This is a genomic window from Actinomadura sp. SCN-SB (assembly GCF_043906805.1).
In the GTDB taxonomy this organism is placed as follows: domain Bacteria; phylum Actinomycetota; class Actinomycetes; order Streptosporangiales; family Streptosporangiaceae; genus Spirillospora.
The window spans coordinates 161,285-175,143 of record NZ_JBIMPP010000002.1 but is presented as its reverse complement, the minus strand read 5'-3'; the positions used below and the strand labels follow the sequence as shown (position 1 = coordinate 175,143).

Here is a 13,859-nt window from a genome sequence, read left to right as displayed (position 1 = left end):
CGGGCGGGCATTGGTCCCTCTTGGTCGAGATAACTCCTCGCCAGGGGCCATCCCGGAAGTACCGGCTCCTAGCCTGGAAGGGATGGAACCATCCGAAGGCGGCGAGGCCAAGGCAGACGACCCTGAGCGTGCGGCGACCACGCGCCAATACGACCACGTCCCTCCGGCACCGGCGGCGGCCGTCGTGGTCGATGCCGAAGGTACCGTGGCCGGCTGGACGAACACGGTCGAGGACCTGCTCGGCTACCACGGGACCGACCTCCGAGGCGAGGACGGCGGTCCCGTCTTCACGCCTGATGTCCTCGTACCGACCCCGCAGGAGCGGGACGGCGGCACGGCGTACTGGGCAGGGCTCGTGGAGGCCCGCCACCGCGAGGGGCACAGGGTCCTCCTGCACTCGGACCGGGCCCCGCTGGTCATGCCGGGCGCCCCCGGCCGCCGCTGGCTCGTGACGATGAGACCGGTCGTCCGGGACCCCGGCAAGGGGCTCGCGGACGAGCCCACCACCGCCTCGCGCCTGGCGCCGACGCCGCCGAACGCGCTCAGCCTCCAGACGCCCGTCGCCGAGGCGATCTGGGACTGCGAGCTCCGATGCGTCTGGCTCAACCGGGCGGCGGAGAGCCTGGAGCCGGTCCTCCCCCACCTCCGCGTCGGGCGTTCCCTGACCGAGCCGCTGCTCGGGCCGGAAAGCCAGGCCCTTGAGCAGGCCGTGCGCCGGGTCCTCACCGACGGCGCCCCCCAGATCGAGCGGGAGCTGCGCCTGACCCCGCCGGGCGGAGGCGAGGAGCGCGTCTTCTCCATCTTCATCTACCGCCTCAACGGCCCGGACGGCCGGCCGCTGGGCGCGTCCACCGTGACCGTGGACATCTCTCACGCCCGTACCCGCGACCGGCTGTCCCTGCTCGGCGAGGCCAGCGTCCGCATCGGCAGCACGCTGGAGGTCACCAAGACGGCGCAGGAGATGGCGGAGCTGGCCGTGCCGTACTTCGCCGACTTCGTCGCGGTCGACCTCGCCGAGACCGTTCTCGCGGGCCCCAGGCTCCTGGACCGGCTGGCGTCCACGCAAGCGGGCGCCCCCGTGTTCCACCGTGCGGGCCTGGCGTCCGCCGACGAGAGGGCGCCCAGAACGCAGTGGCGCCGGGGTGAGCCGGTGCACATGGCGCCGTCCTCGCCCTTCACCGAGGTGCTGTCCACGGGCCGCCCCCACTTCGAGCCCGTGATCGACACCTCGCAGGACGGCTGGCTCGCCGCGGATCCCGACCGCGCCAAAGTCATCCGCGAGTCCGGCATGCACTCGCTGATCATCGTCCCGTTGCAGGCGCGCGGCGACATCCTCGGCATCGCCCAGTTCATCCGTACCACCAACCCCGCACCCTTCACCAAGGACGACCTGCGCTTCGCCGAGGAGCTCAGCGCGCGCGCCGCGTTGAGCCTCGACAGCGCGCGGCAGTACACCCGCGAGCGCACGGCCGCCCTCCTGTTGCAACGCGACCTCCTGCCGCGCCGCCTGACCGGCGGGGGCGCCGTCGAGGTGGCCTCGCGCTACCTGCCCTCCGGCTACCGCGACACGATCGGCGGTGACTGGTACGACACCATCCCGCTGGGTCCCGGACGGATCGCCCTGGTCGTCGGCGACGTGACCGGACACGGCATCAGCGCCGCGGCCATGATGGGACGCATGCGCACCGCCGTGCGCACCCTCGCGTACATGGGCCTGCCGCCGGACCGGCTGCTCGCCGGCCTCGACGACCTGATCAGCCGAGGGGAGGTCGGCGACTCCGGCGAGGCCGGGAACGGCGACCGCGGGATCTTCGACTCCATCGGGGCCACCTGCCTGTACCTGGTGTACGACGCCGACACCCGGCTGTGCACCATGGCGACGGCCGGTCACCCGCCCCCCGCGATCGTCGACCCCGGCGGCGAGGTCGGCTTCCTCCGCCCGCCGCCCGGCACACCGATCGGCGTGGGGATGGGCTCGTTCGAGTCCGTCCAGCTGGAGCTCGCCGAAGGCAGCCTGATCGTCCTCTACACCGATGGCCTGGTCGAGACGCGCCACGCCGACATCGAGGCGGGGATCGACCGGCTCGGCGCCGCCCTCGCGAACGCCGAGCCACCGCTGGAGGGCGTCTGCGACAGAGTCATCGAGACGATGATCCCCGACAAGGCGGAAGACGACGTCGCCCTTCTCGTGGCCCGGACGCTCCCTAGTCCTCCGGATCGTCCTCGGAGTCGTCCCGAGGATCGTCGTCTCGCGGAGCGGCCTTCGGACCGTCCTGCGGAGCGGCCGACGGCGGGACCTGCGGAGGGACCTGCGGACTCGACTGTGGAGCCGGCGGCGGGACCACCCCCGGGTGCGGACCCGGATCCGCGGCAGGGGCGGGACGGCCGACGGTGATCGTGAGCCGGTCCAGGTAGAGGATCTGCAGCGCGGCCAGGGCGAGCAGCGCGACGACGACCACGATCAACGGGGTCACGTACCCCACCTCGATGTCGGCCCCCCTGAACTGGAACAGGCTCCGGACCAGCGCGACCGGCGCCGTCGCGTCGTCGGGCCCGGTGGCGATCAGCAGCGGCCACAGCAGGCCCTGCGCGTTGACCAGGACGGTGGCTCCGCCGAGGAAGGCGGCCAGGGGAAGCGCGGGCAGGACGACGACGCGCAGGAACTCGGCCGCCGCCGAGGCACCGGCCGCGACCCGCGCCTGCCACAGAAGTGCCCGGCCGCGGCAGAACAGCGTCAGCACGACCAGCGCGGGAACGCTGATCAGCATCGGCGGCACCAGACCGGCGAACGAACCGGCCAGGTCGAGGCTCCTGGCGTTGTCCCAGTAGGCGACGCTGAGCGGACCGATGCCGACGAAGAGCCACGGCGCGAACGGCAGCAGCAGCCACTCGCTGTGCCGGCCCATCGGCCGCAGCCCGCCGATGCCCAGCGCGGCCAGGAACGCGGCGCCGACCGAGACGAGCGCGCTCGTCAACGGCGGCACCCACGTGTTCACGTACGTTCGCATGTCGGCCTGGGACCCGGGTCCGGGCACGCGCGGGTCAGCCGAGGAGACCAACGCCGACAGCCATGGCCACGCGCCGATCACGACGATGGCGATGACCACGGCCAGCGCCGCCCCGGCGCCCAGGACGGCGACCGGGCTCCCCGGGCGGTCCGCGCCGGCGGTGGCGCGCTCGGACGGAGCGAGGTCGATGCGCAGCGCGGCGGTGATCGCGATGACCGTGGCCGCGATCCCCAGGACCCCGAGGAGCAGCCCGGTCATCGTGGCGACGGCCGCGCCGTGGCCCACGTCGAAGGCCATGAACGAGTGCCTGAACTGGAAAAGGGACAGCGTCTCGGTCGCCCTGGCCGGTCCGCCACGGGTCATGGTGTAGACGAGGGAGAACGCCTGCAAGCTCACCGCGAACGTGGCCAGGGCGGCGATACCTCCGACCGCGAGCGCCGCGGGCAGCACCCGCCGTCCCTTTCCGCGGTCGCGCAGCACCGCCAGATAGCCGAGCAGGGCGAGCCCGCACACCGAGCCGAACGTCGTCAGCCCGCTGATCACGACCACCGCGACCCGTGCCGAGTTCGGGCTGCCCAGCTCGCCGAACGCCGTCTCCAGCCCTCCGTCACGCATCCCGGTCAGCCAGGCCGCGGCGAAGGCGACCGGGGCGAACAGCACCAACGGCACCGACATCAGCAGCCGGCCCACGCGCCGCGGCGACGGCCCGGCCGTGTCCAGGACCCAGGCGAGCAGCGGGGCGACGACGACCGCCGAGAGAAGCGGAAGGGCGGCCAGCGAGAGGGTGAACCCCAGCGACGTCCAGAAACCGCCGGTGCCCAGCACGTCGAGGTAGTTGTCGGCGCCGACGAACTCGGCCCCGAGCCCGCGCCCGCCGCGGATCGGTAAGACCGATACGCCCCGCTGGAAGCTGAACCGGATCGTCTGGATGGTGGGCACGACCAGGGAGATCAGCGCGACCAGCGCGGCCGGTCCGAGCAGCGCGAGTCCGAGCACGGTCCGCAGCGGGCCGCTCTGGTCCGGCCGCTGGGATGGCCAGGGCGACGGCGCCATGGGCACGGGGGACGAAGGGACCATGATCGGCTCCCGGGGGGGTCGGGGTCGAACGCGGGCAAGGCGGAAGCGTGCGGTGCAAGGTTCCTGCGCCCGCGCCCCGAAAGGCAACCCGAATCAGCGAGGGGGGCCGACTGGACGGCGGGCGCGCGGCTTCGTCATGATTCGGCAATGTGGCGCGAGCTGATCGAAGAACACACCTCCCAGGCACGGTTCGCCCCTCCGGCCACGGAAGAGGCGTTGCGCCGGACCGAGGAGACGCTGGGACACCTGCTGCCCGAGGACCTCGTCAAGCTGCTCGGTGAGACCGACGGCGTGGTCGACGCCAACGGCTACAACCTGGTGTTCTCCGCCGAGCAGCTCCTTCAGGGCAACCTGGAGATGCGCACCTACCCCGCGCTGAAACGGCTCTACATGTCGTTCGACCAGCTGTTGTTCTTCTCGGACGTGCCGGCCGACGGCAACCTGTTCGCCTACGCGCTCGTCCCCGAGGGACGCCCGGACATCTTCGTCTGGGATCACCGGACCGACAACCGCCGTTGCGTCGCGCCGTCCCTGGAGCAGTTCATCGAGTCCTGGCTGACCGGCCGGATCCGGCTGTGAGCCGGTACGGGCGGACGGAGCGCCGGGTCCGCCCGTACCGGCATGGTGGCGTGCTCACTCGAAACGGATGGCGTCGTAACGGGTGGCGGCCTTCATCAACGGGAAGGCCAGGGTCGTGATGGCCAGGGAGACCAGCACCACGCCCGCCAGGTGCGCGGCGAAGTCCAGTCCTGGCCCCGCGTACGGCATGCCCGTGGCGACGGCGGTCGCGAGCACCGGCACCGACCCCAGCAGGCCGCCGAGCGCCACCGTGAGCACCATCGGCACCGCCGTCTCCAGCAGCGTGACGCGGCGCAGCTCGCCGATCCGTACCCCGGAAGCGCGCAGGAACGCGAAGGGACGGCGCCGCTCGATCAGCCCGTTGATCACGGAGATCGTCAGGCTGCAGCCCGCGACCAGGACGACGAACAGCATCACCATGCGCATTCCGGCGCTGACGTCGCCGAACAGCCCGGACAGGTCGGACTGCTGACGGAAGTCGTCGTCCCGCGTGCTGACGATCGCACGCGGCATCAGCGTCGCGACGCGGGTACGGAGGCGCTCCACGGCCGCCTCACTGCCGTCGGTCGGCACGTACAGGGCGTGCACCGGCAGGGCCGCCGCGCCAGGGCCGGGCTCGACCACGTCACCGCCGGTGGCCCACAGGCCCATGGCGGAGGAGTCGGGGAAGCGGGTCTCCAGCAGATTCTTCGGGTACGGGCAGCGCACGTCCACGACGCGGGCCAGTTCGGTGCACGCCACGGAGACCCGGCGGCCGGGCCCGCGCCGCGCCACGACCACCCCGTCGGACATCAGCGGCGCCAGCGTGGTCTCCGGCTCCCCACCGGCGTAGATCTCCACCACCCCGGGGCGCTGCCGTCCGTCGAACCCCAGGCGCTCACCGGGAGTGCCGGTGGCGGCGATGCCCACCGTGCCGGCGAAGAGGGTGGCGATGTACACGGCCAGCGCGACCCCGCCGACCGCACGGTAAGTGGCGCGCGGGGCGGACACGATCCGCCGCGCCGCCATCAGGGTGGTGACCTTCCGGCCGTACCGGGCCATCGCGCGACCGGCCACGTAGCAGACCCACGGACCGCTGATGGCGGCGCCCGCCAGGGTGCAGAGCAGGGCGAGGTTGGCGGCCGGGCCGACCCACGTTCGCCGGGCGACATCGGGGTCGTTGCGCAGCGCGACGGCGATCACGCTGAGCACGGCGACGCCTCCCAGGGCGGGCAGCACCCGCCACGCGCCCGGCGGCGGACCGGGGACGCGCCGCCCCGCGCCGACGCCGAGCGGGGTGATCCGCGCCCGATGGGACGCGAACACGGCGGTGCACACCGCCAGCGCCGGCACCGCGGCCATGACGGCGGCGATCTGCTGCGCCGGCACGGTCAGGTCCTCGACGAAGAAGCGTCCGCCCTGGTAGTCCCCGTAACGGATGGAGGCGAGCGCGGGCCGCAACGCCAGGAAGGCCAGCAGCCCCGCCACGGCGCCCGCCGCGGCCCCGAGCAGGGACTCGGCCGCGGCGATCGCGGCGATCTGCAGCTTGGTCGCCCCCACCATGCGCATCGCGGCGAGCCGCTGCTCCCGCCGGGCCGCGGCGATCATGGTCACCATGACGATGAAGACCATGATGGGGAACAGCAGCACGATCGCGCCGGCGAACAGGGCGATCCGGAGAAGGGGGAACAGGTCCAGGGACCGGGTGGCGATCCCGCGCACCTCCTCGTCCGCGCCCCACCGGCGCAGTTCCTCCGGGGTGTGGCCCACCACCGCCACCAGATGGTCCGGATGCCGCAGCCCCTCCGAGCCGATCGTCATGGTGACGCGGCCGGGGAAACGGTCGCCCAGCCGGTCGGACGGTGTGACCGCCAGCAGCCGCCGCAGCTCCGGCGAGACGGCCACCTCACCGGGCCCCGGCAGCCGGTCGAGACCGGGCGGGACGGGAGGCCGCGGACCGAGCGCGGCGACATGGACCCGGTGCACCGGCCTGCCCGCGTAGTGGTCGCTCACCGCGAGCCACAGCGCCGGGTCGGGCGCCGCCTCGACCCTCGTGGGCACGCCGGACTGCGAAGCGTCCAGGGTGTTCTGCCACGCCGACCGCTCCGCCCGTCCCTGCAACGCGGACCCGCCGGCCAGGGCCGACAGGACGAAGGCGACCCCGAGCGCGACACCGAGCCCGGTCAGGACGATCCGGGCCAGTCCCTCGCGTCCCCCCGCGAGCGCCAGCCTGAAGCCGAGCAGAGCGGTGACGGCGCCCGCGTTGACATCCGACCTAACCGGGTTCTTCATCGGGGGCTCCCTGCTCAGGCGGTTGTTTCTCCGGGCTGGGCACGCGCGGCGGGGGCCCGTCCAGGACGTCGCGCGCCGACCACCCGAGGGACCGGAGCGTCGAGATCGCCGCGACGGGCGCCCCCGGACCCGCCTCGCCCCCGTCGTCCGCCTCCGTGTCTCCTGCCTCCGGGTCGACGACGACGCCGTCCCGGACGATGACGGTCCGGTCGGCGTAGGCGGCCACCCGCGGCTCGTGGGTCACGATCACCATGCAGCCGCCCTGCGCCTTGACCTCGTCCGTCAGGAGGTCCATGACGTGGTCGGCCGCGACCGAGTCCAAAGCGCCGGTCGGCTCGTCGGCGAACACCACCCGGGGACCCGCGATCAGGGCCCGCGCGACCGCGACCCGCTGCCCCTGGCCGCCGGACAGCTCGCCGGGCAGCCGGTCGTCCAGCCCGTCCAGGCCCAGCCGGGGCAGCCAGTCGCGGGCGGCGGCGAGCGAGGCGCGGCGGCCATGGCCGCCCAGCAGCAGCGGCAGCGCGATGTTCTCGACCACCGGCAGCTCCGGCACCAGCTGGCCGAACTGGAACACGAACCCGAAGACCATCCTGCGCAGGCGGCTGCGGCGGCGGTCGCCCAGCGAGTCGATGCGCTGGCCGTCGAAGGTCACCACACCGGAGTCGGGGGTGAGGATCCCGGCCAGGCAGTGCAGCAGCGTCGACTTCCCGAACTTGGGATATTGACACTTATTGCGGGAAGAATAGAGGTATGACCAGGGAAGACGACGGAGCCAAGGGCGATGGGATGGACACGCGCGCAGTGATCTACGTCCGTATCTCGCGGGACAAGGCCGGAGCGGGGCTAGGTGTGGCCGAACAGGAACGCCAGTGCCGCGAACTGGCCGAGCGACTGGGGTACACCGTGATTGCCGTGTACGTCGACAACGACATGTCCGCCTATACCGGTAAGCCCCGCCCCGACTATCGGCGGATGCTCAGGGCGCTGTCTGCGGGCAAGGCCGAGCGCGTTCTTGCATGGCACACCGACCGCCTTCACCGGTCCAACACCGAGCTTGAGGACTACATCAAGGTTGTGGAGCCGCGCGGGATCCTTACCGAGACCGTGAAGGCGGGTCCGGTCGATCTAGCCACCCCAACCGGGCGTATGGTCGCGCGGCAGTTGTGCGCGATCGCCCGTTACGAGTCCGAACACCGCGCCGAGCGTGTCAGCCTCGCAAGGGAGCGCCAGGCCCGCCAAGGCAAGTACGGCGGAGGCAAGCGCCCTTACGGCTTCGAGGCTGACGGCGTGACCGTCATCGCGGACGAGGCACGCGAGATCGCACGTATGGCGCACGCCTTCCTTTCCGGTGTAGGGCTGCACTCGATCGCCGCTGATCTTCGGGCGCGGGAGGTGCCGACTACCGATGGCCGACGCTGGCAGACCTCTACCGTTCGCGCGGTCCTGTTGCGTCCGCGTAACGCCGCCTTGATGGCACACCGCCCTAAGAACAGCACGAGCAAACGCCCACGTGGCGTGTACGGCGATGACGAGATTGTGGGGGTTGCGCCGTGGGATCCGATCATCAGCCCGGACACCTGGCGCGCAGTGGTCGCCAAGCTGACCGATCCCAACCGCACGACCACCCCCGGTCCCGCCCCCGCATGGTTGGGCAGCGGCATCTACCGGTGCCCGTGCGGAGGCGTGATGCGCGGCAGCAATGCCACAGGCAACAACCGGTACCCGACCTACCGGTGTCAGGAACGCGGCAAGGGCCATGTGCGGATCGCTGCCGGCGACATTGACGCCTACGTGCGGCTTGTGGTGATCGAGCGGCTTTCCCGTGCCGACGCAGCCGAACTGATCAGCAAGCCCAGCAGCGGCCCCACTCTCGCGGAGCTGAACGCGCAATTGGCCGTCCATCACCAGCGGTTGCAGGAGATCGCCGACGACCGCGAGGCCGATCGGATCACCCGCGCCCAGGCCATCCGGCAGACCGAGCAGCGCCGCGCCAAGATCGCCAAGGTTGAGGAGCAGATTGCCGCCGCCACCGATACATCCCCGCTGGTCCCGCTGATCAACGCCGACGATGTTGCGCGCGTTTGGGACGGGTTCACGCTGGGGGAGAAGCGTGCCGCCCTGCGAGCGCTGATGACGATCACGATTCAGCCCGTGGGCTCCGGCCGCCGCAACGTTCCCGCGAGCGCCCGAGTGACTTTTGGCCGACCGACCCCCACGCCGTCGCCGGACACCCAGGCCGCATAGCCCCCCATCCAGCCCACGGCCCCGCCGGACACTTGCACATCCGGCGGGGCCGCAGAGTTGGTTACTGGTCACGCCCGAGGAGCAGACCCAGCACCGCGCGTTGTTCATCGGTCAACGGGCCCAGGTCATCCACCACGCGCCGCACCTGGTCAGCCAGCGTATCAACGCCCGCAGACCCGCTTTCACAACCGTTGTCCTGATCTTCGTGTTCACGCTCAGAATCCACCACGTCCACCAGCCCCGTTCACCCAAGGCGATCAAGATCCACACCGGTTCGTCGTGGCCATCCCACAAACCCCCACCCGCCACCCTTGAGAGGAGCCGCAAGCGGCCCTCATTTTCATGTGCGGGACCGTCCATGCCACCGTCGCGCCGTCCCGCAGACCCGGCTAGACAGCGGGTAACCTCAGTCACCACCGGGCCGCCACCCAGACGGCCATAACGCATGGCAGCAGCAGCGAGACCATGTCCGGGTGCCGTGACAGCCATATGCGAGCCACCACCCACACGGCCCAAAGCCGCATCACCCACAGTGCCCTACGCGCGCCCGTCCGCCGCGTACGCATCGCCCGCTCCCTCCCGCTCGTCTGTGTCCGGTCGTGCGCCGTACCGACTGGCGCCCGGTACCGGGCCCCCGGTGCCGCCTTCTGGCCTGGTCACAGGCCCCACCACCCGCAGGACGAGCCCAGCAGGAACACCGGAAGCACCACCAGCAGCCCGAAGGCCCACATCGCCGACCACACACGGGGGAACCTGTGCCGCAGCGGAACCCGGAAACGGATCGTGATCCGGTCCCGGCGCCAGCTCAGGCCCGGCAACCTGATCAGGTGGCCTAGGAGCCACACCGACAGTAGGAACGCCAGCAGTTCAAACATCGCCGTCACCTCCGGCCGCACTGATCGTTGCGATATCGCCCCACTCCCGGACGGCCGCGTGATCTCGCGCGAGCGTTGCCGCCAGCTCCGCGTCACCAGGCCGAGCCCAACCGGTGCCCAGGTACCGCCACTCCCGGACCAGAACCGGCCCGTCCCCGCCGCTCTGGCCCGTCACCGCATCGGCCCGTGCACGCGCCCACGGGTCATCGCCCCCGCGCTGGGCCATCCGCCATGCTCGGCGCACCGCCCGCAGCGTCCCGCGCGTGACCGAGTACCACCGCGACCGCGTGGCGAAGTGCCCCCGGTAGCCCAGCGTGTGCGGGTAGTCCGCGAACCGGAACGCCTCACAGGAGGGCAGGGCCGACAGCCGCCAGCACGCGGAAACCAGCATCATCACGTGCGCGTTGTCCACCCGCTTACGGATTCGCGCCAGCTCGCCCAGCCCGAACCGTCGCGGCGGCAACCCTCCCAGCACATCACCGGCCGTCTTGGTCGCGTACTTGGCCAGATACGCCGCCGCCCGCGCCGGATCAGACACCGCCGACACGTCCAACTGACCGCCCCACCGCGCCGTACGCAGCCGCCAATCCACCTCGGGCAGCGCCACCGACACCCGCCCCGCCGCATCCCGGATCGCCGCTTCCAGCACCGCCAACGACGCCCACCCAGGCGGAGCCACCACCCGCTCAGGGTCGGTCGGATCTATCCCGTCCAGCCGGATGATTGCGTGCAGGTGCACCGCCGCCCGCCGCTGGTACTCGGCCACCTTCACATACGAGACCCGCACCAAACCCCGAATCTCCCGCACCGTGATCGGCCGCCCCGTGGCATCCGAGCCCAGCCGGGCCAGCGCCCGATACATGTAGATCACCGTGCGCCGCCACAACTCCGGCACCGCCCCATGCCACAGCGCGTGACCGTCGTAGTCGTAGCACTCCCAGCACAACGGCCACCCCACCACCCGGTCACCATCGCCATGCCGCTCCCCGCACGACAGCGCCGTTCCGTGCACGCACACCGCACCCGCCACGGCCGCACGGCACGGCCCGGCCGTGTTCACCCGGTGCACCGGCCCGAAGCTGGGGGCGGTGAACGTTGCCAGCGCCACCGGGTGACCCGCCACCGATTCGGGTACCCCGTCGCCGCCCCCCTCCAGAACCGCAGTCCGCCCCTGCAACCCCGCCGCGATCAAATGCCAGGTGTCGCGCCGGTACACCTCCGCGCACGCCGGACACACCGCCGTCCGCCGGTCCCCGCACGCCAGCAGCAACGCCCCATCGGGCTTGTCATCGGTGGAGTACTCCGCCAGCACCTCACCCGTAGCAGGGTCTACGGCAGCCGCGCCACCACGTACCCGTACCGGACGCTGGCAGTGCCCCGTGTGGGCCACCTGGCCCGACCACGCCCGCCAGCCCGCAGCATCACCAACCCGCGCCAGCATCCCCGCCAGCACGCCCCCACGCACCCCGCCGCCCGGACCGACCGCCCGCGCCCCTGCCGCAGACGGCAAGACTCCCTGACCTTCGCCCCTACGGGGTGGCCTGTGACCATCTCGCCGGCTGCTCATGTTCACCGGCCCCCCTCACGGTCCGAGCCCGCCGCCGTCCCGCCCCCTGCGGGCGGGTGACCTGCGTGCCCGTAGCAGAAGCGCCACAAGCACCACATCAGCGCATAGAAGTCCGGACAGTCGTCCTCGATCACCGGGTATCCGTACGCCGCCAGGACTTCACCGACCTCACGCACCAGCCCGGACGAGAACCGCTCATCCCACGCCCGCGCCGCCCGCTCCACCGGGTACACCCGCCCATCCGCCGCAGCCGCGCACGGGCACACCTCCGGATTCAGAGCCCCGGGAATCGTCGCCATGTCATTCGCTCCCATCGCGAAGAGGAGGGAACGGGTCCGCGTGACGGCACGCTGCCGCCCAGCCCCGGCACGCGGAGCCCGAAATTTGAGGGGGGAGGAGGGAGGACGGCCTCAGATCGAGGTCTCGCCCGCCACCAGACGCCGCAGCGCGGCACCACGCGCGGCGATCGCCCTAATGTCGTGATCTTCGAGGTAGTACGACTTGCACAGCCGGGGGAAACCGGCCTCTGCCAGCAACAGGCCCACACCGCGCGTGTTCACGTCGATCTCGGCCGCGCTAAATCCCTGCGTTGCCCAGCCCGCCCCTAGGATCGTGTCGGAGGCGTCGCGCGTCGTGCACCGCATCGCCCACCGGTAGGCGAACAGGTCGCGATAGCTCGTCGGCACCACATCCGACGACGGTTTCTGTGTGGCAGCCGCCTTGATCATCCCGGCCGCGCGGCCCCGTGCCGTCAGGTCGATCGCCAGTTCGTTGAACTTCACCCGCGCCGACCGGTTCGGATTGGCCGTGTAGAACCGGAGTTCATCAATCGGGATCAGGTACAGCGGCCCATCAGATGGGCCCCACGACCGCCGCCCCGCCGCTTCCAGCAGTTCATACCGGTCGTCCATGATCCGGATGAGGTCTTCCATCAGGTCAATGGCCTCATCCATGTCCGGGCCCACCACCCGGTCCATGACCGGCTTCCACAACGCCAGTTCCAGCCGCTTCGCGTCCAGGCCGCAGACCTTCACGTACGGGTCCAGTGCCGCCGCCGCCAGCACCAGCGACAGCGCCGCCGACTTACCCGCCTCAGGCTCGCCCGCCACTACAACGTTTCGGCCCGGCAGCCGCATCGTGACCGGATCCCCCATGTCATCCACCGCCACCGGGATCGGATCCCACAACGAGGCTTGCCCGTACAGCACCCACGGCCACGGAATCCGGCCCGCCATCTCCGGGATCCCCGCGCCGCCGAACGGATCACGACGCACGATATCCACATGCGCGATATCAGCCCTTTGGGCATCCCGCGCCACCCGTACCTCACGCACCCGCAGCACGGCCGCCACCCGTTCGGCCTGTTCACCCAGCTCATCCACCGTCGCCCCACGCGGTACCCGCACAAGCAGCCGATCACCCGCAGGCACCCACCGTTCTTCCCGGATCCTCGGAATCCGGTCGTTAACGGTGCTCAGCCCCGCGAACCGGCACGCCCGATCCCACTCGCGACGCAGCCGCGCCCGCCGCAAGGTGTGCACCGCCCAGCGCCGTGACCAGGGCAGGGCCGCTGTCGCCACGACCAGGGGTACCGGCGACACGACCGCACCGACCCAGCCCACGACCAGCCAGCCGTACACTGCCAGGCCCACCAGCACGCCCACCGCGCACACCTCGCGCCGCCACAGCCACGACGGGCGAACCACCCACAGCATCACCGAAGAGCCAACGGTGAGCCGCGCCCGCACCGGCAGATCCGGACGTTGCAGAATCGGCGGCAGCCCCACCCTGCCGGGTGCCTGAACCCCGCTGTAACGACGCGACCCGCCGCCGTTCACTGCTCACCGCCCTTGCCCCGCCGCCCCGCCGTCGTGCCCTCGCTCGCGGAGCCCCCGTTCGCACCATCCGGGAACCCCGTGACGTCCAACCGGTCCGCCGTCCACCACAGCACCGCGTCGCCCTTGCGCTCGACCACGTGAAGGACGAGATTGCGCGGCGTCACGAATTGGCCCTGTGACAACCCAGGGTCACCCACCACGCTGACCCGGATCGGCGCCGAGCCCGCACCGTCCATCCCCAGCAGCCGGACCTGCCACATCGGTTGACCCTCGCTGGTCAGCTTCGGCGCCTTGCTCTCGAAATCCACGCGCTGATTGGGGGTGTCCGCCACCACCCACAGCATGCCGTCGGTGTTGATCTTGAAGTCCACGCCACACACCTCCGAGGAAGTTTTGCGTG

At 71.4% G+C, this 13,859-nt stretch carries 11 protein-coding genes; 3 read left to right on the top strand and 8 right to left on the bottom strand.

Going from position 1 to position 13,859, the window contains the following annotated elements; translation table 11 throughout:
* The first annotated feature begins 82 nt into the window (after positions 1–82).
* Both ACGWYJ_RS02140 and ACGWYJ_RS02135 read left to right on the top strand, forming a co-directional pair.
* Positions 83–2,395 (top strand): SpoIIE family protein phosphatase, encoded by a 2,313-nt coding sequence (locus ACGWYJ_RS02140; protein WP_395103772.1) that lies wholly within the window; start codon positions 83–85, stop codon positions 2,393–2,395.
* A gap of 1,837 nt (positions 2,396–4,232) precedes the next feature.
* Positions 4,233–4,664: an SMI1/KNR4 family protein gene (locus ACGWYJ_RS02135; RefSeq protein ID WP_395103771.1), complete on the top strand. Its 432-nt coding sequence runs from the start codon at positions 4,233–4,235 to the stop codon at positions 4,662–4,664.
* 54 nt (positions 4,665–4,718) lie between these two features.
* Here the strand turns inward: ACGWYJ_RS02135 and ACGWYJ_RS02130 are convergent, their stop codons facing one another.
* Both ACGWYJ_RS02130 and ACGWYJ_RS02125 read right to left on the bottom strand, forming a co-directional pair.
* Complete coding sequence (locus ACGWYJ_RS02130; protein ID WP_395103770.1) at positions 4,719–6,935, bottom strand: FtsX-like permease family protein; 2,217 nt, start codon at positions 6,933–6,935, stop codon at positions 4,719–4,721.
* Positions 6,919–7,632, bottom strand: a complete 714-nt coding sequence (locus tag ACGWYJ_RS02125; protein ID WP_395103843.1) for an ABC transporter ATP-binding protein — start codon at positions 7,630–7,632, stop codon at positions 6,919–6,921. Before ACGWYJ_RS02125 ends, ACGWYJ_RS02130 begins: the two co-directional genes overlap by 17 nt.
* Positions 7,633–7,685: 53 nt before the next feature.
* Between ACGWYJ_RS02125 and ACGWYJ_RS02120 the strand changes: the two genes are divergently transcribed.
* The gene (locus ACGWYJ_RS02120) at positions 7,686–9,179 is read left to right on the top strand and encodes a recombinase family protein (protein ID WP_395103769.1); all 1,494 of its coding nucleotides are present in this window, start codon (positions 7,686–7,688) and stop codon (positions 9,177–9,179) included.
* 61 nt (positions 9,180–9,240) lie between these two features.
* On the opposite strand, the gene ACGWYJ_RS02115 is transcribed toward ACGWYJ_RS02120, so the two are convergent.
* The 6 genes from ACGWYJ_RS02115 to ACGWYJ_RS02090 form a co-directional block, all read right to left on the bottom strand.
* Positions 9,241–9,414, bottom strand: coding sequence for a hypothetical protein (locus ACGWYJ_RS02115; protein WP_395103768.1), 174 nt, complete (start codon positions 9,412–9,414; stop codon positions 9,241–9,243).
* Between the two features lie 421 nt (positions 9,415–9,835).
* Positions 9,836–10,054, bottom strand: coding sequence for a hypothetical protein (locus tag ACGWYJ_RS02110; protein ID WP_395103767.1), 219 nt, complete (start codon positions 10,052–10,054; stop codon positions 9,836–9,838).
* The gene (locus ACGWYJ_RS02105) at positions 10,047–11,564 is read right to left on the bottom strand and encodes a replication initiator (RefSeq protein ID WP_395103766.1); all 1,518 of its coding nucleotides are present in this window, start codon (positions 11,562–11,564) and stop codon (positions 10,047–10,049) included. The genes ACGWYJ_RS02110 and ACGWYJ_RS02105 overlap by 8 nt, the downstream gene beginning before the upstream one ends.
* A gap of 59 nt (positions 11,565–11,623) precedes the next feature.
* A complete protein-coding gene (locus ACGWYJ_RS02100) occupies positions 11,624–11,920 on the bottom strand; it encodes a hypothetical protein (protein ID WP_395103765.1) in 297 nt (98 codons plus the stop codon).
* A 111-nt stretch (positions 11,921–12,031) separates the two neighbouring features.
* Entirely contained in the window at positions 12,032–13,459 is a 1,428-nt protein-coding gene (locus ACGWYJ_RS02095) for an FtsK/SpoIIIE domain-containing protein (protein WP_395103763.1), read from the bottom strand.
* Positions 13,456–13,830 carry a hypothetical protein gene (locus tag ACGWYJ_RS02090; RefSeq protein WP_395103762.1) on the bottom strand — a complete coding sequence of 125 codons (375 nt, stop codon included), beginning with the start codon at positions 13,828–13,830 and terminating at the stop codon, positions 13,456–13,458. The genes ACGWYJ_RS02095 and ACGWYJ_RS02090 overlap by 4 nt, the downstream gene beginning before the upstream one ends.
* Positions 13,831–13,859 lie beyond the last annotated feature (29 nt).